General features: G+C 45.7%; 18 protein-coding genes and 1 pseudogene. 5 read left to right on the top strand and 14 right to left on the bottom strand.

What is annotated here, in order from left to right; translation table 11 throughout:
* The 5 genes from GVO62_RS08940 to GVO62_RS08960 are packed head-to-tail and all read right to left on the bottom strand — an operon-like array spanning position 1 to position 4,002.
* Positions 1-645, bottom strand: coding sequence for an SCO family protein (locus GVO62_RS08940; RefSeq protein WP_159118647.1), 645 nt, complete (start codon positions 643-645; stop codon positions 1-3).
* Positions 642-1,559, bottom strand: coding sequence for a heme o synthase (gene cyoE, locus GVO62_RS08945; RefSeq protein WP_159118649.1), 918 nt, complete (start codon positions 1,557-1,559; stop codon positions 642-644). Before cyoE ends, GVO62_RS08940 begins: the two co-directional genes overlap by 4 nt.
* Complete coding sequence (locus tag GVO62_RS08950; RefSeq protein WP_159118651.1) at positions 1,552-2,760, bottom strand: COX15/CtaA family protein; 1,209 nt, start codon at positions 2,758-2,760, stop codon at positions 1,552-1,554. Before GVO62_RS08950 ends, cyoE begins: the two co-directional genes overlap by 8 nt.
* 5 nt (positions 2,761-2,765) lie before the next feature.
* Positions 2,766-3,305, bottom strand: a complete 540-nt coding sequence (locus GVO62_RS08955; protein ID WP_159118653.1) for a hypothetical protein — start codon at positions 3,303-3,305, stop codon at positions 2,766-2,768.
* Positions 3,298-4,002 carry an SURF1 family protein gene (locus GVO62_RS08960; RefSeq protein WP_159118654.1) on the bottom strand — a complete coding sequence of 235 codons (705 nt, stop codon included), beginning with the start codon at positions 4,000-4,002 and terminating at the stop codon, positions 3,298-3,300. The genes GVO62_RS08955 and GVO62_RS08960 overlap by 8 nt, the downstream gene beginning before the upstream one ends.
* A gap of 45 nt (positions 4,003-4,047) precedes the next feature.
* On the opposite strand from GVO62_RS08960, the gene GVO62_RS08965 reads away from it, so the two are divergent.
* On the top strand, positions 4,048-4,257 hold the full coding sequence (locus GVO62_RS08965; RefSeq protein ID WP_105932450.1) for a DUF2909 domain-containing protein: 210 nt from the start codon (positions 4,048-4,050) through the stop codon (positions 4,255-4,257).
* A 15-nt stretch (positions 4,258-4,272) separates the two neighbouring features.
* Here GVO62_RS08965 and GVO62_RS08970 read toward each other — a convergent pair whose 3' ends face one another.
* The 6 genes from GVO62_RS08970 to GVO62_RS08995 all read right to left on the bottom strand — a co-directional run bounded on the left by GVO62_RS08970 (position 4,273) and on the right by GVO62_RS08995 (position 12,288).
* Positions 4,273-5,166, bottom strand: a complete 894-nt coding sequence (locus tag GVO62_RS08970; RefSeq protein ID WP_173359251.1) for a cytochrome c oxidase subunit 3 — start codon at positions 5,164-5,166, stop codon at positions 4,273-4,275.
* A gap of 23 nt (positions 5,167-5,189) precedes the next feature.
* Positions 5,190-5,777 carry a cytochrome c oxidase assembly protein gene (locus tag GVO62_RS08975; RefSeq protein WP_159118696.1) on the bottom strand — a complete coding sequence of 196 codons (588 nt, stop codon included), beginning with the start codon at positions 5,775-5,777 and terminating at the stop codon, positions 5,190-5,192.
* Between the two features lie 129 nt (positions 5,778-5,906).
* On the bottom strand, positions 5,907-7,541 hold the full coding sequence (gene ctaD / locus GVO62_RS08980; RefSeq protein WP_159118656.1) for a cytochrome c oxidase subunit I: 1,635 nt from the start codon (positions 7,539-7,541) through the stop codon (positions 5,907-5,909).
* A gap of 9 nt (positions 7,542-7,550) precedes the next feature.
* Positions 7,551-8,714, bottom strand: a complete 1,164-nt coding sequence (gene coxB, locus GVO62_RS08985) for a cytochrome c oxidase subunit II (protein WP_159118657.1) — start codon at positions 8,712-8,714, stop codon at positions 7,551-7,553.
* Positions 8,715-9,294: 580 nt separating this feature from the next.
* Positions 9,295-9,921 carry a transcriptional repressor LexA gene (gene lexA / locus GVO62_RS08990; protein WP_105932446.1) on the bottom strand — a complete coding sequence of 209 codons (627 nt, stop codon included), beginning with the start codon at positions 9,919-9,921 and terminating at the stop codon, positions 9,295-9,297.
* 81 nt (positions 9,922-10,002) lie between these two features.
* Positions 10,003-12,288, bottom strand: coding sequence for a sensor domain-containing diguanylate cyclase (locus GVO62_RS08995; RefSeq protein ID WP_159118659.1), 2,286 nt, complete (start codon positions 12,286-12,288; stop codon positions 10,003-10,005).
* 257 nt (positions 12,289-12,545) lie between these two features.
* Between GVO62_RS08995 and plsB the strand changes: the two genes are divergently transcribed.
* Both plsB and GVO62_RS09005 read left to right on the top strand, forming a co-directional pair.
* Complete coding sequence (gene plsB / locus GVO62_RS09000; RefSeq protein ID WP_159118661.1) at positions 12,546-15,002, top strand: glycerol-3-phosphate 1-O-acyltransferase PlsB; 2,457 nt, start codon at positions 12,546-12,548, stop codon at positions 15,000-15,002.
* Positions 15,003-15,114: 112 nt separating this feature from the next.
* Positions 15,115-15,195, top strand: a pseudogene (locus GVO62_RS09005) (valyl-tRNA synthetase); the annotation flags it as partial.
* Between the two features lie 96 nt (positions 15,196-15,291).
* Here GVO62_RS09005 and ilvA read toward each other — a convergent pair.
* Together ilvA and ilvD are read right to left on the bottom strand one after the other, a co-directional pair.
* Positions 15,292-16,839: a threonine ammonia-lyase, biosynthetic gene (ilvA, locus tag GVO62_RS09010; RefSeq protein ID WP_159118663.1), complete on the bottom strand. Its 1,548-nt coding sequence runs from the start codon at positions 16,837-16,839 to the stop codon at positions 15,292-15,294.
* Positions 16,839-18,689 carry a dihydroxy-acid dehydratase gene (gene ilvD / locus GVO62_RS09015; RefSeq protein ID WP_159118664.1) on the bottom strand — a complete coding sequence of 617 codons (1,851 nt, stop codon included), beginning with the start codon at positions 18,687-18,689 and terminating at the stop codon, positions 16,839-16,841. Before ilvD ends, ilvA begins: the two co-directional genes overlap by 1 nt.
* A 430-nt stretch (positions 18,690-19,119) precedes the next feature.
* On the opposite strand from ilvD, the gene GVO62_RS09020 reads away from it, so the two are divergent.
* Both GVO62_RS09020 and GVO62_RS09025 read left to right on the top strand, forming a co-directional pair.
* The gene (locus GVO62_RS09020) at positions 19,120-19,737 is read left to right on the top strand and encodes a trimeric intracellular cation channel family protein (RefSeq protein ID WP_105932441.1); all 618 of its coding nucleotides are present in this window, start codon (positions 19,120-19,122) and stop codon (positions 19,735-19,737) included.
* A gap of 205 nt (positions 19,738-19,942) precedes the next feature.
* Positions 19,943-21,457 (top strand): YifB family Mg chelatase-like AAA ATPase, encoded by a 1,515-nt coding sequence (locus GVO62_RS09025; protein ID WP_159118699.1) that lies wholly within the window; start codon positions 19,943-19,945, stop codon positions 21,455-21,457.
* Between the two features lie 16 nt (positions 21,458-21,473).
* On the opposite strand, the gene ilvY is transcribed toward GVO62_RS09025, so the two are convergent.
* Positions 21,474-22,334: an HTH-type transcriptional activator IlvY gene (ilvY, locus tag GVO62_RS09030; RefSeq protein WP_105932706.1), complete on the bottom strand. Its 861-nt coding sequence runs from the start codon at positions 22,332-22,334 to the stop codon at positions 21,474-21,476.
* Positions 22,335-22,463 lie beyond the last annotated feature (129 nt).

A 22,463-nucleotide genomic window follows, 5' to 3' on the forward strand; every position in this document is an offset into this window, starting at 1 on the left:
TTACTGCTTCGAAATAATTACTGGCATGTCTGCCAATATTTGCTGAGGATCACTTACCGATAGCTTCCCTGGCTCTCTTTTCGGTTTAAATCTTCCTATCACCCTAGCTTCAGGGTCGACAAGTACAACAGAAGCACTGTGATCAACTAAATAATTGGGGTTATCGGTGCTTTCTGCGATAGCATACATCATTCCCAAATTGCGAACGAAGGGAAAAAGCGCCTTATGCTCACCGGTTATGGCGATAAATTCCTCATTAAAATAGTTTACGTACTCTGCGAGTCGTTTTACTGAATCGCGTTTTGGATCCACCGACACAAAAACAACTCTAATAGGTTGGACACTCTCTAGGGCTTTTAGTTCAGGGTATATACCGTTCAATTCAGCCATGGTGGTAGGGCAGATATCAGGGCAAAAGGTATAGCCCACAAACACAAGACTCCATTGCCCTTTCAACGATGCGTTATTGAAAACGTCGCCATCATGTGATGTTAATTCGAACGGCGTGATTTCACGAGGTTCAGGATAGGCTTGAAAGTATTCAGGTTGGCTTTCAACCGATGGGGGCGCGATATAAAGCGCCCCGACGATGCCCGCACATAGTGCTAAAAATGCAACAAGGCCGACGATAGTTCGTTGATTCATAAACTCAATGGTACATAGTGATCTAAGAGTAGTACAACAAACAATACCATGAGATGAATAATTGAAAACCTAAAAGTTTTCATTGCAGTTTCAGGTTGCGCATCGAATTTAAGTTTTAACGCATAATACAAAAAACCAATATTGAGAAGACTTGAGCCTATCAAGTATATAAGGTCGCTCATTCCTGTCAGATAAGGAAGTAAACAAACGAGCCCTAACAATACGGTATACAGCAGAACAGAAGTTTTAGTAAAGGCAACGCCATGGGTTACCGGCAACATAGGCACCTTGGCTTTGGCGTAGTCTTTCTCTCTGTGAATGGCCAGCGCCCAGAAATGGGGTGGAGTCCATGTAAAAATGATGAGTACGAGCAGCAATGCGTGAGAGTGAACTTCTCCTGTTACCGCGGTCCACCCCAAAAGAGGAGGAGCAGCCCCCGCTAACCCACCAATAACGATATTTTGTGGCGTAGCGCGCTTTAGGTACATTGTGTATATGAACGCATAGCCAACCAAACTGGCCAAGGTTAACCACGCTGTTAGCATGTTTACGAAAAGAGCAAGCACAACAAAGCCCAATACTCCCAAGGTGCCAGCAAACCATAGCGCGTGGTTAATACTCACCTTGCCTTTAGCTACCGGTCGGTTAAAGGTACGCGCCATAACACTATCAATCTTATGATCTACAACATGATTAATAACTGCTGCAGAAGCTGACAGCATGCCAATGCCTAACAAACCACCTATCAGAATTTTTGCATTGACCCAGTATGGCGTGGCTAAGCACATACCCACAAGGGCGGTTAATAGGAGCAGCATAACCACATTAGGCTTAGTCATTTCATAATAATCACGCCACGTTACGACCTGATGTTGGCGAGATGAACGAGCGTGTAGCGAAACCGATTTAGCCATAGAAACCTCCTGGAGCTCTAGGGAGAATATGAGAAGACGTTGACCCAGCAATAGCGTTAGGTGTCGAAGCGTCCGTTCTGAATGCGCCAGCACTATGCAATGGACGTGAACCTGATAATGCATGACTATTTTGTCTATCATTGTTGAGGGCACGCGTATGCTGTGTCCTTGTCACTAGCGTAAAAATTAGATTTATCAACGATAGAAGCAGTATCGCAGCCACCGCGTTGTGCAAAACGGCCACGGCGAGTGGCAACATGAAGACTACATTACTGATACCTAAAGCCACCTGTGTGAATAGCGCTAGTATCATAAATGCACTTACATGTTTTTGTTTTGATGTAGCGTAGTGGCTTACTAAAACACTAATCCCCAAGGCGAGTAAATACACAAAGGTAATGAGAGCACCTAACCTATGAACAATATGCATAGTGACTCGCTCACCATAATCATGAGCGCCAAATTCATAGTTTTGTGCATCAGGAACGCTAAAGGCTCCGGGGATATCAATACGGTCTTGCCAACCACTCTCACAAACAGGCATCTCTGTGCACGCAAGTGCGGCGTAGTTAGCAGAGGTCCAACCCCCAAGCGCAATCTGCGTTATTAGAACGCCTGCGCCAATAAAAGCTGCAAGTTTAAGGGATGACTGAAATGAATTAGCTTTCTGTGACGTATCTGAGGCTGCCTTTTCGATTGGGACATCGTTTAGACCCAAATGGTATGCTTCGTAAGTGCGATTGCGTAAACGTAAATAAAGCACAAAAAGACAGGATAGAACCGAAAAGCCTCCCAGTAGATGCCCCATTACGACGACAGGGAGTAAGTTGAGCGTTACTGTCCACATGCCAAGGGCAGCTTGAAAAATTATTAATCCAAGTAGAAGCAGAGGAAGCTTCACCGGCGTACCTTTATGACGCTGTCTTACCGCAATGATAGCAATAGCCAACACACAAAGCCCTAGGGTCCCAGCGAAGTAACGATGAATCATCTCATTCCACGCTTTGAATGCCTCGACAGGACGCTCTGGATAGGCTGCGTTTGCCTGAGCCACTTTCTCTTCACTTAAGGGCACGGTAAGGTTGCCGTAACATCCAGGCCAGTCGGGACAACCAAGGCCCGCATCGGTCAAACGTGTATAGGCACCTAAAATTATGACAACCGCTGCAAGGAAAATACTAAATAGTGTTAACTTTTTCATAGCGATTACCCTATGCGTGATAATTTCAAGAGCTTTCTCATGTCGGCCAGCATATTGCGACTTTCCATCACAGCATCTTTTCTATCATCCCTAATCTCGTAAAAGAGCATGGCATTATTCTGCGTATCTACAATGTAAACACTGCTTGAGGCAAGAGAGGTGGGTGTGGTAACCCTCATTGTCTCAACGAAAGGGTATTCACGTAGGGCAGCTATTGCACGTTTATCACTGGAGGATGTGGTGACAACTAGTGCTTGAGCGCGGTCAGATTCTTTTCCCAGTGCCAGCCACACTTGATTAATGCTAAACAGTGCATTCTCACATACGGCATCACACTCGTCTGGCATAACGTAGAGTAAACGCCATTTTGGATCTGCGTCGTCAAGTAAAGCCCCCATATCAATAGTGGGCGACAACAGTTGCCCCTTATTGGTAGCGCCTTTGGTAAACCAGTCATTTTCAAGTGCTAGCTTTGCCAATACCACCGGCAAAACAAACACTGCCACCATAATTATTAAGGTTTTCTTTGAAGCAGTATTACTCATAACTTCGTCCTTTCTTACTAATTGCATAGCCGCCGATGGCCGCTGCCGCGATGGCTAACCCAAACCATTGAACGGCGTAACCAAGGTGCTTTTCTGGAGACATTACAACGGCTTTGTATTCGCGCACATAGGTGGGATCAGGCGTTGTAAGGTGAAGAATAAACGGTAAAAACTTTCGCTCTAGCGCACTGCCAAGTGCAGAAAAGTCTATGTGTTGAATAAGTGTTGGGCTGGTAGAAAGCGACATATTCGTTTCTCTCACCAGCGGGTTTTCGCCAGGCACACTAATAACGCCTTCGAACGCCCGTGTTTCGCTCGATAAACTTATGTTCGGTAGGGTTCTTACTAGATCTGGCGCTGGTAACCAGCCAAAGTTGACGAGCAACCATCCCGCGTTTGTATAAACCGGTGCCAAAACATCAAAGCCAACGCGCTGATTGTGTATCTGATTATCTAAAAGAAGAACGTGATTACCATCGAGCTGCCCCTTTACCGATACAATAATGTCACGAGGGTCTGAATGCGTCAGCGCTGCTTCTAAACTCAAGGTTCCATTACTTTGCTTTTGCGCTATGCTAGCTAAACGTTGCTGCTTTTGGACCATGCGCTCAAGTTGCCAGTATCCCAAGCCGCACATAGCTGCCACACTAATACCCGTAAGTAACCAGGGTATAAAATGGCGTGGGCGAGAAAACATGATTATCTGGCTCCGTGGCACATTAGAATAAAAATAGAGGTCCGTATGCTAATAAAAATCGTCCTTATTGCTTTAGTGCTATTTATGATTGTGAACTTGTTCATGGCAATGCGAGTTATGATTAAAAATGACACGACAAAAGGCCCCATGAGTAAATATATTGGTCGACGTGTCCTCACTTCTGCCATCATTGTCATTCTTATCCTTATCGCTATTGGTACAGGCTTGATTACCCCAAACCCAAGACCTTATTGAGTCTGGGGGCTTTTTTTATAGCACGTAGACAAAGATGTAGAGCATTACCCACACTACGTCTACGAAGTGCCAGTACCAGCTCCCCGCTTGAAACGCGAAATGGTTGTCTGGCGAAAAGTGCCCTTTTAACACTCTGAAAAATAGTACGATCAGAATGATGGTACCCAACGTGACGTGCATACCATGAAACCCAGTGAGCATAAAAAAGGTGTTTCCGTAAATGCCTGACTGAAGTGTTAGCCCTAAATCGCGATAAGCATGGATATATTCCTCCACCTGAAGGAACAAGAACCCACACCCAAGTAAAATCGTTATGCCAAGCATCAAAGTTAATTGCTTACGCTTATTTTGCTCCAACCCTACGTGCGCAAAATGCAGGGTAATTGAAGAAATAAGCAGAATGACAGTATTTATAGTTGGAAGACCTGCGGCACTCATCTCTTGTGTGGTAATGCCACCAGGCGTAGTAACAAGGGGCCACATCGCCTCAAAGGTTGGCCATAACACCTCGTTGGTCATGGCGTTGTTTGATGCCCCACCCAGCCATGGCACAGCAATGAATCTCGCGTAATAAAGTGCACCGAAGAACGCGGCAAAGAACATGACTTCTGAGAAAATAAACCAGCTCATTCCCTGTCGATAGGAACGGCCCAACTGATCGCTATAAAGCCCCGCCATCGATTCATCGATTTGATTTTTAAACCAGCCAATCAACATCACGAGTAAAACAGCAATACCAGCTAAAAGAATATAACCTCCATAGCCGGCTTCACCTCTCGTTGCTTCAACCACAAAGTTGCCTGCGCCTACGGCGATGAGGAATAAAGCAACAGCTCCTACAATTGGCCAAGGGCTTTGCGCGGGTACATAATATTTTTGATAGTCGTTATTCTGAATTTCGGACTGCATTTTTTTCTCCTTACCCCTTGCGTCTATTCACCGGCAGACGGTGCTGAAGTCATAAAGGGATTCGGTGTTGTCGTTAGGTCACTTGCTCGCGCTGTGACGTCATAGAGTGTGTACTGCAATGTAAAAAATGTAATATCTTTTGGTAGCTGAGGGTCGACGTAAAACTGCATGGGCATATACGCTTCACTCCCTGCATCCAGAGGCTGCTGGTTAAAGCAGAAGCATTCGGTTTTGTTTAAGTAGAGCGCTGCCATACCAGGAGATACAGAAGGAATTGCTTGCGCCACAATATTACTCGACGCTGGGTTTCTCACGTAGAAAGAGACAGTATTGAGTTCACCAGGATGAACTTTTACGCGTTTGGTTTCAGCACGAAATACCCAAGGCATTCCAGAGTTGGTTCGGGTTATAAACTCGACCGTGACTTCCCTGGATTCATCAATTTCTACTGATTGGTAAACCGCTGCGCTTCCCTCTGTCTTGCCGTTAATCCCTGTAACGTCGCAAAACACATCGTAAAGGGGCACCAGGGCGAAGCCGAAGCCAAACATGCCGATGACAATCGCAACTAGCTTGATCACCATTTTGTTATTTGCACTTTGTTGTGACATCACGCTACCTCCGGTTAAATCCAAAGGTGAGGGCAATTAGACGTGTGAAAAAAAAATCTAATTACTCCACCATCTAGACAGTGTGGATTGTTATCCACACTGTCCACATTCATAGCAACAACTGCCTGCTTATTTCACAACGGGCGGTGTTTCGAATGTGTGATAAGGAGCAGGCGATGGAATCTCCCATTCTAGACCTTCTGCGCCATCCCATACTTGTGATGACACGGCCTCCCCCTGCTTCTTACACGCCTTGATAAGTAGCGCCAAGAAGATCAGTTGAGAAAGGCCAAATGCAAAGCCGCCCAAGCTTATCCATTTATTGAAGTCGGCGAACTGCAGTGCATAATCTGGAATACGGCGAGGCATACCTGCCAAACCAACAAAATGCATGGGGAAGAACAGAACATTTACTGAAATGAGCGAGCACCAGAAATGCCACTTTGCAAGTGTGGTGTCGTACATTTTCCCTGTCCATTTAGGCAGCCAATAATAGACAGCAGCCATAATGGAAAAGACAGCACCTGTAACCAAAACATAGTGGAAATGAGCCACAACGAAATACGTGTCGTGGTATTGGAAGTCAACGGGCGTAATCGCAAGCATTAACCCTGATAAACCGCCAATAGTGAAAAGCACAATAAAAGCGATAGCGAACATCATCGGCATTTCAAAGCTTAGAGAGCCCCGCCACATTGTCGCAACCCAGTTGAACACTTTCACACCTGTTGGCACAGAAATAAGCATGGTGGCAAACATGAAGAACATTTCCATGTACACCGGCATCCCTGTCGTAAACATATGGTGAGCCCATACAATAAACGATAGCAGAGCTATCGACGCGGTAGCATAAACCATCGACGCATAGCCAAAGAGCTGCTTTCTAGAGAAGGTAGGGACTATTTGAGAAATAATGCCAAACGCTGGCAGAATCATAATATAAACTTCAGGATGCCCAAAGAACCAGAATATATGCTGGAACATAACAGGGTCGCCACCACCAGCAGCATCGAAGAAACTCGTGCCAAAGAACTTATCAGTTAATACCATGGTTACCGCCCCCGCGAGCACCGGCATAACCGCTATAAGTAAAAACGCAGTTATTAGCCATGTCCACACGAACAGGGGCATTTTCATCCACGTCATACCCGGCGCACGCATATTAAATATGGTAACGATTACGTTAATCGCTCCCATGATTGACGAAATACCCATGATATGAACAGAAAACACGAAAAGCGCCGTTGAATCCCCGCTATAAGTGGTTGAAAGTGGAGCGTAAAAAGTCCAACCAAACGCAGGGCCGCCTCCCTCCATAAAGAGCGAGCTAAGCAAGATTAAAAACGCACCCGGTAATATCCAAAAACTCCAGTTGTTCATTCGAGGCAGTGCCATATCTGGCGCGCCAATCATCATTGGAATTAACCAGTTAGCCAGTCCTGTAAAGGCGGGCATCACCGCCCCAAATACCATGATAAGCCCATGTACCGTGGTCATTTGATTAAAGAAGTTCGGCTCAACTATCTGTAGACCTGGTTGAAAGAGTTCGGCTCGAATGACCATCGCCATCGCTCCACCCACTAAAAACATAATAAAAGCAAACCATAGGTAGAGTGTGCCAATGTCTTTGTGATTAGTGGTAAACAGCCAGCGAGTTATCCCCTTTGGAATGTGATCGTGGTGTTCATGGTTATGCTCATCATGCCCGTGGCCAGCGTGGGGCGCAGAGGTATCTGGCGAGATAACTTCAGTTGCTTTGCTCATGATCTGCTCCTAGTTTCCGTTTGCCACAGCGTTGACATCTTTGGCCTGAACCATATCTCCGGTATTGTTTCCCCATGCATTTCGTTCATAGGTAACCACCGCCGCTATTTCTTTTAGGCTAAGCATTTTGTTAAATGCCTGCATCGCCGTGCCCGATTTACCGTGAAGCACGATATCAATATGGCCTTTTTGATCTTCAAGGGCCATTTTGCTGCCCTTTAACGCAGGAAATACGCCTGGCAAACCTTCACCGTTAGGCATATGACAGGCGGCACACGTAGCGTTATAGACGCGCTCGCCCTCTTTCATCAACTCATCCATTGACATGTTCATTGAAAGTAATCGCTGTTCTTCTTCTTTCGCCCGACGAACCTTTTCCTCTTGTTCACCCATCCATTTATCAAACTCAGCAGGCTCTTTGGCGATAACTACAACCGGCATATAACCGTGATCTTTTCCGCAAAGTTCTGCGCACTGTCCGCGGTAAATTCCCGGTTCGTTTACTTTCGCCCACGACTCATTGATGAACCCGGGATTTGCGTCTTTCTTCACGGCGAAGTCAGGTACCCACCAAGAATGAATCACGTCGTCAGAAGTAATAAGAAAACGAACTTTTTTGCCCGTAGGAATGACAAGCGGGCGATCGACTTCCAACAAATAGTTATCTGTTTTTGCAAACTTGTTTTCGATTTGTTCCCGCTGAGTAGCTAGAAGTGAATAGAATTCCACGTCGCTATCCATGTACTTGTAGTGCCATTTCCACTGCGAACCCGTTACTAGCACCGTCATATCGGGTTCAGTGGTATCCTCCATGGCAATGAGGGTGTTCGCTGCGGGAACCGCCATAAAGATAAGTATGAGAAAGGGGATAACTGTCCATGCAATTTCCACTTTTACATTTTCATGGAAATTTGCTGGCTTGGCGCCTCGAGATTTTCTATGTAAATACATAGAAACAAACATTACGCCAAAAACCACTACCGCAATGCCGACGCAAATGAAAAACATCAGCATATGAAGGTCATATACTTGGCCACTGATATCGGTCGCGCCGCGCCTCAAGTTCAATGAAGAAACTTCTTCTGCCGTTTCCTGTGCGAAAAGCAATGAAGAGAAAAGCAAAGCTGATATGGTTGCACACCACTTTGCCAATATGGTCGTTTGTTGTTTCACTCAGCACCTCCGTAATGGTAGGACTGAAGACGCCTTCTCTGAGCGCGATACCCTACCAAATGAATTGCGAACGCTTGACCCTTTACCTCAACTTGTAAAACAAATTTAGAGTCATTGTTATTATTTTGTTAATCTCTGTATAAGAATTGCTCAATAATGTCGCGCCGTCTAGTCTTTTCTATTAAAAATTTAATGAAACGGTCAAAATTTAATCATTTGAGAATTGCATAGCATGACATAAGGCGAGTAACGTTGAGGCCGCCATAACTTGATGGGCGTTGAGATTAAACGCTCATTTTGAACACGGGGTCGGCGATACTTTTATTCTAAATTACTAAAAAATAGGAAAGTATTTAGCGAGTAAACATCACTTTCAAACAGCGCTCGAATTCGGAATTGACTGTCTCAGCAACAAATAGCAATTTCAATACCGGCGAAATTAATCAAAAATAGAGCAGTAATGCTGAGTACTTTTACCAAGACATTAAACCCTAAGTTGCCAATACGATGAGTGGGGAGGGGATAAAGAGGCATAAAAAAAGCGGCTAATGCGCCGCTTTTAATCAAAGTTGCTAAAACCTTACATCCAGTCTGCGTTTCTAATAACGCCCACCGCGATACCTTCAATGGCAAACGGCTCGTTAGCGAGATCAACTTTAATTGGCGCAAACTCTTCATTTTCAGCATGTAGCAATACTTCACGGCCTCGCCTTTCCAAGCGCTTAACCGTAACATCTTCGTCTACACGGGCAACAACAACCTGACCATTGTGAACATCCGTCGTGCGATGAACCGCTAGCAAATCTCCGTCTAAAATACCGATGTCCTTCATGCTCATGCCGTTTACACGAAGTAAAAAGTCAGCCTGAGGCTTGAACAACGCTGGGTCTACCTTATAGTGCGATTCGACATGCTCTTGCGCCAGAATAGGCTCACCAGCGGCAACGCGCCCTATAAGCGGCAAACCTTCTTCCTCAGCCGCTTCACTCTCAAGAGGAATATTTAGCTTGATGCCTCGGGACGTGCCCGGAAGAATTTCTATCACGCCTTTTCGCGCCAGCGCCTTTAAATGTTCTTCGGCTGCATTAGCAGATCGGAAGCCAAGTTGACGAGCAATTTCAGCACGGGTAGGCGGCATACCCGTTTCTTGCATAGTTGTCTTGATTAGTTCTAAAACTTCAGTTTGTCGAGCTGTGAGTGGGCGCATAAAAGACCTGTCTGTTCATACAGTTCCTGTAAGTATATACACCTAAAAACAAATAACAAGCACTTGCCTTGTCTTTTGCCCTTAACTCACCCAAACCACCTTGTTTCTTCCTTTTTCTTTCGCTAAATACAGTGATTTATCGGCATCAGATAAAAGCGAGCTAAAGTCTATGCCAAACGTGTCCTCAATGAATGCAGCCCCTATACTAATAGTTAGGCTTATTTTGTCCGATTCATAGGTGAGCGTGCTTTCCTCAACAGCGATGCGCAAAGCCTCTAATTGGACATGTATTTCTTCTTTGGTTTCACCAAAAACGACGAGCGCAAACTCCTCCCCACCAAGTCGCGCTACCACGCCAGGCGCCTGATTTTGTTTAGCAATCTTACCTGCAATCATGATAAGCGCTTGATCGCCGGCATCGTGCCCGTAGGTGTCGTTAACCTTTTTAAAATGATCCACGTCGATGATGGCAACGCAGCCACTGCCGTGCCTTTGTAACACCGTATCACATTCATCTAAAAAAGCACGGCGGTTGTACAACCCTGTTAAAGAGTCGGTCATCGCTAACCGGCGCAGCTTTTCTTCTGCAATGGCTCTTCCTTCTTCTTGCTCGACAGCATAGAAAAGCCCTGCAAGGGCGTCTAACAGGGGCTGTAAAAACTCAGCATCTTCGACGGTATAAACGTCAAACTTGTTCGCTAGCCCAATCATTCCCACCACTCTGTCTTTAATCTTTATCGGCAATCCTAAAAATCGACTTATTCGCGGATGGCCTTTAGGTACCCCTTTAGAGTTAGGGTGACTTCCCGATACATTGCTAATGGTCACTTCGCCCGTCACAATGGTGGTTCCGAAAAGATTATTGAAATTACTAAAATACAAATTTCGCTTTTTGTATTCATTATATTGAGTGAAGCTACTGCTATCCCACACTATTTCGGATATGGCATGTATGAAAAGCCGTGACGTTTCCCCCTCTCCCTTCATTTGACCTATAAATGCGAATTGACTGTCAGAAATATCAATTAATTCAGGCAGTACTGTCTGGCAGGCCAAGGTCAAATCATTATTTTGTAGGTAAGACGCTCGGGTCTTATTGATAAACTGAAGTAGCTGGGTCTTTTTCTTCTCGTGAAGCTCTCGCTCCATCCTCTCGGTAATATCGCGATGAATGCCTGCAATACGGACTGGCCTTCCTCTTTCATCGGTTTCTACCGTTTTCCCGTAGCTTTCCACCCAAACCCATGAGTCATTAGTATGTTTCATACGAAACGTCGTATTGAAAATACTTGTTTTGCCTTTCAAATGATCGTGAAGCATTTTTTCTACATTAACGTAGTCAGCAGGGTGAATAAGCTGCCGAAAAAAACGCGCGCTGGTATCGTAATATTCATATTCAATACCAACAATATCGCACCATCGCTTATTTACTTGATTAACGTCGGCGGCTAAATTCCAATCCCATGTACCTAACTCCGAAGCTTCTAACAATAAACGCATTCTCTGGTTTGTCTTATTCAGCTTATCTTCGACGTATTTTTGATCACTCGTATCAAATAGAAATGCCTGTACGGAATATAACGCACCATCCTCTCTAAAATTCGCAGTCGAGATCATACTCACCCAAATAGTTCTGCTAGGCGTAGTGATTTGTAAACGACATGAATGAGATTCAACCCCTTCCATGTGTGCCTGCATAGCAAAGGTAAACGCATTATCCGCTTCCTGTGTTATAACATCGCTAAGCTCAACCAAGCCCTCAAGCAAATCGTGGGCTGAAATGCCCAACACTCGTTCACTGTTATTTGATATATGAACTAACCGTAATGAGGTGTCGTATCGCCATGTCGCTAAAACAATAGGAGACTTTTCTATTAGGCCATGCTCCCTCTTCAGCACTTCATGTTCTCGTGAAAGAGATATGTGCTGGCTGACTAATGCACCCACTCTTTCTAATAACTTCAAACGCTTCTCGTCCATCTCCCGCGGCTTACTATCAATCAGGCAGACCGCGCCAACCACTTGGTTATTTATTTTCAAGGGAGTTCCCGCGTAAAAACAAATATTGGGTTCGCCAGTAACCAAAGGGTTATCTGAAAAACGGGGATCTTCATTGGCGTTGCACACGACAAGTTGTTTCTTTTCGTCTACCACGCGGCTGCAAAAAGCATGCTCTCGATTTATACGAGCTAAATCTGTACCGAATTTGGCTTTAAACGTTTCTTCGTATTGACCTACAATACCTATAAGCGCTATCGGAACTTGATATGCCTCAGCAAGAATCACCATTAGGTCATCTAAGTCCAAAGGTAATTCACTGTTCAGCATGAAATCGTCAATGGTTTTTAAACGAGATTGATCGTTCACTACGTGTAGCTCATTAATTTTTACCTATATAAAAAGTAGTAACAGTGACTCGGTATAGCAACAAAATACGGGGCATTATGGGTAGTAAAAAAGTATAAGCGGAGTAGTGAAAAACGTTTACTAAATAAAAGGAGGACAAGTTTTTGAACTTGTGCGCTATGATCTAGTCATTACAGCAATGAAAATGGCATATCGCGAGATCGTAAAGCGATTATGTTACACTTCACCCGTTTTTATTTCATAGGATTACACAATTCATGTCGTGGATGCGAAAAGCCCTCCTGTCGGTATTTCATTATCCTGTTAAGTTACTGGTAAAAGCCCACAGTATCCCAGTAAACGTTGAGACCGAACTTGGAATAGATAAAAGCAAGCCGATTGTTTATCTTCTTCCCTCAAACTCAGTGACAGACCAGCTCGCATTGAGAATGTCGACCGAAGCGCTAGGTTTACCTAGTCCAACCGAAACGCTCACGCTAGCGGGCAGGGAATATTCATCGACACTGTTTCTGCGAAAAACCCAACCCATTTTTCGCTCATCACCGAAAGATACGGGTATCGAAGAGGTTTTTACTGACCTTTTTCATTTGCACAGAGACCATGAAAACTTGGATTTGCAGGTCGTGCCTGTATATGTAACGTGGGGAAGAGCTCCCGGTCGTGGTAATCCAGGCTTGAGTGACTTGATCACAGAAGCCGCAGCACCAAGCTGGCTTCGCAAGTTATTCATCGTGTTATTTTTGGGCCGTGATAACTTCATCAACTATTCCAAAGCAGTGTCAGCACGAGCGATGTCTAACCAACATGGCAGCGATCAAAGCATTGCTCACAAACTAGTGCGAGTAGCAAGCACTCACTTTCAGCGCAAACGCCAAAGTATGACTGGCCCTACGTTGTTAGAGCGGCAAGAACTAAATAATAGTGTGTTGGGCTCTGATGCAGTTCGTCGAGCCATTGCTGAAGAATCACGAAGCAAGAAAGTGTCTCACGAGAAAGCAAAAGAGACAGCTCAAGGCTATATCACGGAAATCGCTGCAGATTACCGTGAGGGACTGATCAGGTTCGGTGATAGGCTGCTCACCCGCATTTGGAACAAGATATATAACGGTATTAGCGTAGGTCATGCAGACCGTATTCGTGAGCTAGCCGCAAACGGCCACGAGATTATTTACGTGCCCTGTCACCGTAGCCATATGGATTACCTGTTGCTGACTTACGTGATTTATCATGAAGGTATGGTAACGCCACATATTGCAGCGGGCATAAATCTCAATTTTTGGCCTGTGGGCAAAATGTTTCGTCGTGGCGGAGCGTTCTTCCTACGCCGCAGTTTCGCAGGTAACAAGCTATACACTGCCGTATTTAGAGAATATTTAGAGTTACTGTTCAATAAGGGTTATTCAGTAAAGTATTACCCAGAAGGTGGCCGCAGCCGCACCGGTCGTTTGATACCGCCGAAAACAGGCATGCTAGCCATGACCATTCAAGCCATGCTTAAAGGGGTTAATCGCCCAGTCAGCATCGTGCCTGTTTACATTGGCTACGAAAATGTAATGGAAGTAAAGAGTTACCTCAATGAACTTAAAGGCTCTAAGAAGAAAAAAGAGTCTAATCTTCAGGTGTTTTCAGCCATTCGTAAACTAAAAAACTACGGCCACGGTTATGTTAACTTTGGTGAACCAATCGCGCTTAACCAGTTTCTCGAAACTCACGTGCCAAACTGGCGTGACTGTCGCGATGCTGAGCCTGAGAAAAAGCCTGCGTGGTTAACGCCAGCGGTTAATGAATTAGCAAACAACGTTATGACTCGCATAAACCGCGCTGCTGCGTTAAACGGCATGGCGCTAACCTCGCTGTGTTTGTTGTCTTCAAAAACTCAAACTATGAGCGAGTCTGAGTTAAAACAAGCCATCGGCGATTTTATGGATTTGTTTAAGGCTGTCCCCTTTAGTGAAGATGCAACAATCCCAGAGTCGACGGCTGAAGAATTACTGCGCGATACGCTAAAACTCGGTCGCTTTGATATAAAAGAAGACGATTATGGCAGGCTAATTAGTCCTCAGCCTAAGTCAGCGGTTTACCTTACCTATTATCGAAATAATATTTTGCACTTGTTTGCGATTCCAGGCTTGATTATGGCGTCTGTTTTCGCGAAGAAAGGGGCAACAAAGAACGAAATACTACAGCTTATTGCAGCGCTTTATCCTTTATTGCAAAAAGAACTGTTTTTGCACCTTACCCAAGATGAAGCCCTTGCCCATACCGATGCACTGGTCACGGCTCTGTTAGATAATGGACTTTTACGTCAAAAAGAAGGAGAGCTTCTTCCTCCGGATGCGCACTGTAAAGAATTCCATTCAGCATGGCTGTTGAGCCGTTGTATGCAGGAAACATTGCAGCGTTATGCCGTAGTACTGACTATTCTTGATAAAGAAAAAGTAATAAGCCGCAGCGCACTAGAGCGCGAGAGCAAGCAAGTTGCAGAGCGCTTGTCTGCGCTTTACGGGCTAAGCTCACCAGAGTTTTACGACAAGAATGTACTGTCTAGTTTCATTGGTGCACTTAAAGAAAACCATTGGTTAGATTCTGAAAAAGATGGCAGTCTCAAATACTCAGAAGAGTGTGAGGCCCTTCGTCAAGACGTCATGGCACTCATTTGGCCTGAAATGATGCAGCACTTAGAAAACGTAGCGCTTAACGGTCCGGCTGAGTAGTACTGTTCACGACGGATATTCGCTTTTAAAAGCAAAAGCCCATGTAGAAACATGGGCTTTTTTATGCGGCATATCCCATCCTGAAATAGGTTGACATAAAGAGGACTTCTTTATGACAACATCAAATAAACCTAGGTCTAAGCGTACCCAGCGTGATTACACATTGGCTTTTAAATTAGGTGAGGTTGCGCGTAATGTCGCTTTGCAACGCTCCTCGGTAAGCCTGGGCTTAACGTGAAACAATGCAAAGCGAAAACGGGTTCAGCCAAGCATTTACTTAGCAATATTTCTAGGCAGGTTGAGACAAGAAAAAGCGATAAGCCGGATTATCTGTTACCTCTTCTACCTTGTAACCAAGTTCTGCGACGTGCTGGTTAAAGTCGTCACGGCTCTCAGGGGCAATATCAAATCCAGCTAATACCAAACCTTCTGCTGCGCCATGGTTGCGATAGTGAAACAGCGTAATGTTCCACTGTTCGCCCAATGTGTTTAGGAAATTCAGTAAGGCACCGGGTCGCTCTGGAAACTCAAAGCTAAACACTTGTTCGTTGAGTATGGTTGGCGGGCGGCCCCCCACCATATGTCGAACGTGAAGTTTTGCTAATTCATTGTCGGTTAAGTTAACGCAGTCGTACCCTTTGCTTTCAAGATCACCTTGCAGCGCAGCAAACTCTTGCTGTCCGCCCTTAAGCTTAACCCCCACAAAAATGTGCGCTTCGCTTTCACTTGCATAGCGATAGTTAAATTCGGTAATCGCTTTAGCCCCAACGCACTCGCAAAACTGTTTAAACGCACCTTTAGTTTCAGGAATTTTAACCGCAAATACCGCTTCTTTTTGTTCACCGAGCTCACAGCGTTCAGATACATAGCGAAGTGTATGAAAGTTTATGTTTGCCCCACACAGAATACCGCCTAGCTTTTTGCCATTGAGGTCATTCTGCTTGGCATATTTGCGAATTGCCGCCACCGAAAGCGCGCCCGCAGGCTCAGCAATAACACGCGTATCATCGAAGATATCTTTGATTGCGCCACAAATTTCATCGTTAGTAACGGTGATGGTTTCATCCACTAAACGATTACACAGGCGGAAGGTCTCTTGACCCATAATTTTAACGGCAACGCCATCGGCAAAGATGCCGACGCTTTCGAGCTCAGTAGGCTCGCCTTGTGCTTTTGCCTTAATAAAACAAGCCGACTCTTCCGACTCAACCGCAACAATTTTTATGCTTGGCTTTAATTGCTTTAGGTACACCGCAATACCCGCGGCTAAGCCACCGCCGCCAACGGCAATAAACAAAATATCAAGATTTGGATTTTGCTCTAGCAGCTCTCGTGCAACCGTACCTTGCCCTGCAATAACATCAGGGTCGTCGAAGGGCGGTACGAAGGTATAACCATGGGTTTCACATAGTGCTTTGGCGTGATTGCTTGCTTGGTCAAAGCTGGTACCGTGCAATACCACATTGACGTTTTCACCGCCAAAGCGGCGTACTGCGTCGACCTTGATATCGGGTGTGGTTTCCGGCATGACGATGGTCGCCTGAATGCCTTTCATTTTTGCACTATACGCTAAGCCTTGGGCATGATTACCCGCTGATGCGCCAATAACGCCAGCTTGAAGCTGTTTTTCGCTTAACGAGCAAATACGATTATACGCACCGCGCAGTTTAAAGCTTTTTACTGGCTGCTGATCTTCCCGTTTTAGAAAGATTTCATTACCCAGTTCAGCCGAAAGCAAAGACATATAAGAAAGCTCACTGGCCACAGCAACATCGTAAACGGGGGCAAGCAAAATCTTCTTTAAGTACTCGTGATCGCTAACGTGTGTTGCTGTCATTACAAATTTTCCAGCTTACTGACATCGCGCACTGCACCCTTATCGGCACTGGTTGCTAACGCGGCAAAGGTTTTAAGTGATGTGGAAACTTCACGCACGCGTTTTTTAGGTTTCCAAGGCTTATCGCTTGCTTCCATTTTTGCGCGACGTTCTGCAAGTTCTTCATCGCTGATGGCGATATTGATACTTCGGTTAGGAATATCGATTTCGATTTTATCGCCATCTTCGACAAGACCAATACCACCGCCGCTAGCGGCTTCTGGTGAGCAATGCCCGATAGACAAGCCGCTAGTGCCGCCACTAAAACGCCCGTCGGTTACCAAGGCGCAGTGCTTACCTAGTCCTTTAGATTTCAAGTATGACGTTGGATACAACATTTCTTGCATACCCGGCCCGCCACGAGGGCCTTCATAACGAATAAAAACCACATCACCTGCTTTTACTTCGTCGCCTAAAATACCTGCTACCGCATCGTCCTGGCTTTCATAAATACGGGCAGTTCCGTTGAATTTTAGAATAGACTCGTCCACACCTGCGGTTTTAACAATACAGCCATCTTCGGCCAAGTTTCCATAGAGCACAGCAAGACCACCTTCTTGGCTGAACGCATTCTCTACAGAGCGGATGCAGCCGTTTTCGCGGTCGTCATCGGCTTCATCCCAGCGACAATCTTGGCTAAAGGCTTTAGTTGTGCGAATACCCGCAGGGCCCGCACGATAAAAAGTAATCGCGTCTTTGTTTTCTGGGTTCGTGATGTCCCATTCGCTGATAACGTCGGTAAGCGGTTTACCTAAAACGTGATTAACATCAGTATTCAGCAGGCCCGCCTTATTTAGCTCGTTCAAAATACCTAGCACGCCACCCGCGCGGTGTACATCTTCCATGTGGTATTTTGGCGTAGAAGGCGCCACTTTGCATAAATGAGGCACTTTACGAGACAATCGATCGATGTCTGCCATAGTAAAAGGCACTTCACCTTCCATTGCCGCTGCGAGCAAATGCAAAATGGTGTTTGTTGAACCACCCATTGCAATATCTAAGCTCATAGCATTTTCAAAGGCTTTGAAGTTTGCAATATTGCGCGGCAAAACGCTTTCATCATCATCGCCATAATAACGCTTACAAAGCTCAACAATTTGCTTACCTGCTTGTTTGAACAAGCCTTCGCGGTCGGCATGAGTAGCCAGCATAGAGCCGTTACCCGGCAGTGATAAACCTAACGCTTCAGTTAAGCAGTTCATAGAGTTAGCAGTGAACATACCAGAGCATGAACCACAGGTAGGGCAGGCCGAGCGCTCAATTTCATCGGTATCAGCATCGCTTACCTTATCGTCGGCCGCGGCTACCATAGCATCTACTAGATCAAGCTTAATAATCTGATCGGAAAGCTTAGTTTTACCGGCTTCCATCGGGCCGCCCGATACAAAGACAACTGGAACGTTAAGACGCATAGACGCCATTAACATTCCCGGCGTGATCTTGTCGCAGTTAGAGATACACACTATGGCATCAGCGCAGTGCGCGTTTACCATATATTCCACTGCATCAGCGATGATTTCACGAGAAGGGAGGCTGTACAGCATACCGCTGTGCCCCATGGCGATACCATCGTCCACCGCAATAGTGTTGAACTCTTTCGCTACACCACCGGCCTCCTCGACGCTGCGCGCGACTAGCTGACCGAGGTCTTTAAGGTGAACGTGCCCCGGTACAAACTGCGTAAATGAGTTTGCAATTGCAATAATAGGCTTTCCAAAATCAGAGTCTTTCATTCCAGTTGCGCGCCATAACGCGCGAGCGCCGGCCATATTTCTACCTTGCGTGGTAGTTGCAGAACGTAACTTGGGCATAAATCCTTCCCGTTAATTTAAGGTCTAGGTTTAAATGCTAGACCTTTTTTGTGAAACTTTGAAAAAACAGTGGCAAACCAGCCTTGCGTTGGGTCGTTCCAATACGCGCTGTTTTACTCGTAATTGCGTGTCATAATGATGATGTGTTAAATCATCTTAGGTCTTTCAAGCGAAGGGCGACAAAGCATAACTACTAACTTATTGGTAGCGCTTTGTTTTTTAATAATATATTTGACTTACAATACCGCTTTACATTGGTATTATAAAAATGAAATGTTGTTCGTAAGAGGTTATGGCTTTACCCCTTATATCAACACACGTTTAAACGACGTGTTGTTATTGGGCAAAGAAATAGCATGAAATGTACGGTTCGATCAAGTTTTTGCGGTAGAAAAAGCGAGTTCTTAAGGGCAGTAAAAGGGTAGAAAACATGTTCGATTGGTTTCATTGGCTTAACTTAGCGGGTGTTGCTGTATGTGCAATTTCCGGCACCCTTATGGCCTATCAAAAGCGTATGGATGGGTTTGGCGTGGTGGTCCTCGCTAGTGCTACCGCCATTGGCGGAGGTACGCTTCGTGATGTGATGTTAGATGTTCCCGTATTTTGGATTGCCGACACCGATTATTTATACACCACGCTTATTGCCGCTTTTATTCCTATCATATGGCTGCGAATAAGCCCTCGCTTTCCCTTTCACTACCTACTAATAGCCGACGCTTTTGGGCTCGCGTTATTTAACGTCGTAGGTATAGAAAAAGCCTTAGCCAACGACACAGGTATGGCAGTGGCAGTTGCTATGGGCACCATTACGGGCGTGTTTGGTGGTTTATTACGAGACGTTATCTGCCGCGAGGTACCGCTCGTACTAAACGGCGAGCTTTATGCGATGACCTGTATTGCTGGCGGCATCGTTTACGGCATAGGCTTACAGTTTGACCTTGCAACACAGTGGTGCGGTATCGCCGCCCTTGTTACAACCGTATTGTTTAGACTCGGCGCCATGCGTTGGCACTGGCAGCTTCCTGTTTTCTACAACGATCATCACTAGCACTTAGGTTGCCTTTGCTAAGTATGGTGTTTTCGACCTGTGCTTAGCGTCTTCCTCTCGTCATTCCCGCCGTAAGTACAGTTACATCTTTGTTGCGCTCTCACTAGAGTTTACCCAATTCGGGCGAGAGCGAAACATGTTGGCCTTGCCGTTTTTAATTTTCATTATCTCTAACAATAAGCGTACAGAAGAGGGTGGCTTACCTATGGGAATGGCTGTGGTTAAAACCTTTGCGGGGCAGGGCGTGTCTGCACCAGAGGTAAGTGTAGAAATTCACCTGGCTAATGGCCTACCTGCTTTTCAACTGGTCGGGATGGCAGAAACCAGTGTAAAAGAAGCACGAGAGCGGGTACGCAGCGCTTTAATCAACAGTGGCTTTGAATTTCCCGCCAAACGAATAACCGTAAATTTAGCACCTGCAGATATTCCCAAATTCGGCGGGCGATTCGACCTTCCTATCGCCGTAGGCATTTTAGCCGCCTCGGGCTATATTTCAGATATCAGCTTATTAAATATCGCCTTTGTCGGCGAGCTTGCTTTGAATGGTGAAATCAAGCCCGTTAATGGCCTTATTCCAGTGGTAATGGCGGCGGCTAACGAAGATATCGCGCTGGTGTATCCAGGTGATAATGATGTTGAAGCCGCTTTGGTTTCCCATGCAACACGCTTTCCCGCGTTTGACTTGCTTTCTGTTTATGAACACCTTACTGGCAATAAAAAGCTCGCAAAGGGTCAGCCTTTTACCTCACATTCATCGGGTATCTCTAATACCGGATGGGATGACATTATCGGTCAGGAACAGGCTAAACGGGCCCTAATTATTGCAGCAAGTGGCGCACACAATTTACTTATGGTTGGCCCTCCTGGTACGGGAAAGAGCCTGCTCGCTAGCCGAATGCTGTCGCTACTGCCGGATATGAGCGAGGAAGAAGCGCTGGAAGTCGCCGCCATTCATTCAGTTAAAGGCGAAAAACTGCATGCTGAACGATTTCTCACACGCCACTTGCGCTCGCCACACCATACAAGTTCTGCCGTGGCGTTAACTGGCGGCGGGTCCAATCCTGTACCGGGCGAAATATCGCTGGCCCATAACGGTATTTTATTTTTAGACGAACTTCCCGAATTTGGCCGCAAAGCGTTGGATGTACTGCGCGAACCACTTGAAACTGGCGACGTGCATTTGTCTAGAGCTTCAGGAAGTGCGACGTATCCGGCTAATTTTCAGTTGGTAGCAGCGATGAACCCAAGCCCCACAGGCGATATTGACGACAACCGGCTGACACCGCAGCAGCAGCTTAACTACTTAAACCGGTTATCGGGCCCGCTTCTTGACAGAATAGATATTCAGGTGGAAGTGCCTCGGCTGCCTGATTATGACTTACCAGAGCGTGGTAATAGGCCAGATGACTCCCTGCACGCCACGCGAGAACGGGTTATCGCAGCCAGGTATAAACAAGAACAACGTCAAGGAAAGCCAAACGGTGCGCTGCATGCTGGAGAACTGGCGGATATCTGCCTTCTTGATGAGGCTGATTTGCGCTTTCTTCAAGCTGCAGCAAAGCAACTCAATTTGTCTATGCGGGTATTCCATCGCACGTTAAAAGTCGCCAGAACTATTGCGGACCTTGAAGATGAAAAAGCGGTATCGCGGGCACATATTGCAGAAGCATTGGGCTATCGCGCGCTTGATAACCTCATTAAACAGTTAAGTACGAGCTAATTACGGTTACGGCATATTAAACGTTAAGCTGCATAAAAGCGTTAATAAGCGGCTCGTTTTGTTTATCTTGCAAGCAGCACAATCCGAGCGCGTAAGGCTCTATATCTGCTACTGGAATTTGTGTTACTGCGTTGGCCATACTGGAGTGATCAAGTACCACTTTAGGTACAAAGCCTACACCGCATTCTAGTGCCACCATGCTTACGATAGCTTCGTTACCGCCTACATAGGCATAAACGTTAGGGCGAATACCGTGTTCGGCAAACCAGTGATAGGCAGTGCGGCGCGTAGGGCCCGTTTCAGGCATGATAACTTGGTGTTTGGTCCAATCTAACTGATTCAGCTGAGTCAATCGCCACTCTCGCGGGGCTATAAGTACCAAAGGTACATTGTCTAACGCGGTAAAATGTAAATCCGTGGGCATATCAGGTGTGTAGATAGCAATAGACAGGTCGCACTGTTTACCTTTTACTTTTTCTATCGCAAGAGCTGGATCGCCAGTGATAAGGCGAATATCGACGCCTGGGTGCTGCTGCCTGAACTGCCTTAGCATAGCGGGCAAATGACTTTGACTGGCCGTCACCGAACAAAATACGCTGAGTTCACCCTGTAGTGCGTCGTTATCTTCTTTTAAATCTACTTTTAATTGCTGCCATTCTTGCAATGCTTGTTTAGAAAACGACAGGAGCTTGTGGCCGCTATGGGTAAGCGCAACTTTGCGATTATCACGTTTAAATAGGCTACAGCCCAACTCGTCTTCAAGGCGCTGTATCACACGGCTAAGGGTAGACGGTGATACATACATGGCCTCTGCAGTAACACCAAAATGTAGGCTAGTGGCCAAGTGGTTAAAGAGTTGAAGGCTACGAAAATCCATGAACATTTCACTATTTGCAATATTATCTTGCAAATATATCATTTTCCAAAACAAAAGAAATCTTTTAGTCTCACTACCAAGTCGTCATAGACGAGGTCTGTCAACGCCAAGGTCGGTGTTTGATATTGA

Origin of the sequence: Alteromonas sp. KUL150 (assembly GCF_009811475.1) — a bacterium.
Classification (GTDB): domain Bacteria; phylum Pseudomonadota; class Gammaproteobacteria; order Enterobacterales; family Alteromonadaceae; genus Alteromonas; species Alteromonas gracilis.

Coding starts and splice junctions, on each gene's coding strand:
- GVO62_RS08965 (WP_105932450.1), top strand. CDS start 4,048: ATGCTAATAAAAATCGTCCTTATTGCTTTAGTGCTATTTATGATTGTG.
- ctaD (WP_159118656.1), bottom strand. CDS start 7,541: ATGAGCAAAGCAACTGAAGTTATCTCGCCAGATACCTCTGCGCCCCAC.
- GVO62_RS08970 (WP_173359251.1), bottom strand. CDS start 5,166: ATGCAGTCCGAAATTCAGAATAACGACTATCAAAAATATTATGTACCC.
- GVO62_RS08940 (WP_159118647.1), bottom strand. CDS start 645: ATGAATCAACGAACTATCGTCGGCCTTGTTGCATTTTTAGCACTATGT.
- GVO62_RS09025 (WP_159118699.1), top strand. CDS start 19,943: ATGGGAATGGCTGTGGTTAAAACCTTTGCGGGGCAGGGCGTGTCTGCA.
- GVO62_RS09020 (WP_105932441.1), top strand. CDS start 19,120: ATGTTCGATTGGTTTCATTGGCTTAACTTAGCGGGTGTTGCTGTATGT.
- lexA (WP_105932446.1), bottom strand. CDS start 9,921: ATGCGCCCACTCACAGCTCGACAAACTGAAGTTTTAGAACTAATCAAG.
- ilvY (WP_105932706.1), bottom strand. CDS start 22,334: ATGGATTTTCGTAGCCTTCAACTCTTTAACCACTTGGCCACTAGCCTA.
- GVO62_RS08960 (WP_159118654.1), bottom strand. CDS start 4,002: ATGTTTTCTCGCCCACGCCATTTTATACCCTGGTTACTTACGGGTATT.
- plsB (WP_159118661.1), top strand. CDS start 12,546: ATGTCGTGGATGCGAAAAGCCCTCCTGTCGGTATTTCATTATCCTGTT.
- GVO62_RS08975 (WP_159118696.1), bottom strand. CDS start 5,777: ATGTCACAACAAAGTGCAAATAACAAAATGGTGATCAAGCTAGTTGCG.
- ilvA (WP_159118663.1), bottom strand. CDS start 16,839: ATGACAGCAACACACGTTAGCGATCACGAGTACTTAAAGAAGATTTTG.
- GVO62_RS08955 (WP_159118653.1), bottom strand. CDS start 3,305: ATGAGTAATACTGCTTCAAAGAAAACCTTAATAATTATGGTGGCAGTG.
- GVO62_RS08950 (WP_159118651.1), bottom strand. CDS start 2,760: ATGAAAAAGTTAACACTATTTAGTATTTTCCTTGCAGCGGTTGTCATA.
- cyoE (WP_159118649.1), bottom strand. CDS start 1,559: ATGGCTAAATCGGTTTCGCTACACGCTCGTTCATCTCGCCAACATCAG.
- ilvD (WP_159118664.1), bottom strand. CDS start 18,689: ATGCCCAAGTTACGTTCTGCAACTACCACGCAAGGTAGAAATATGGCC.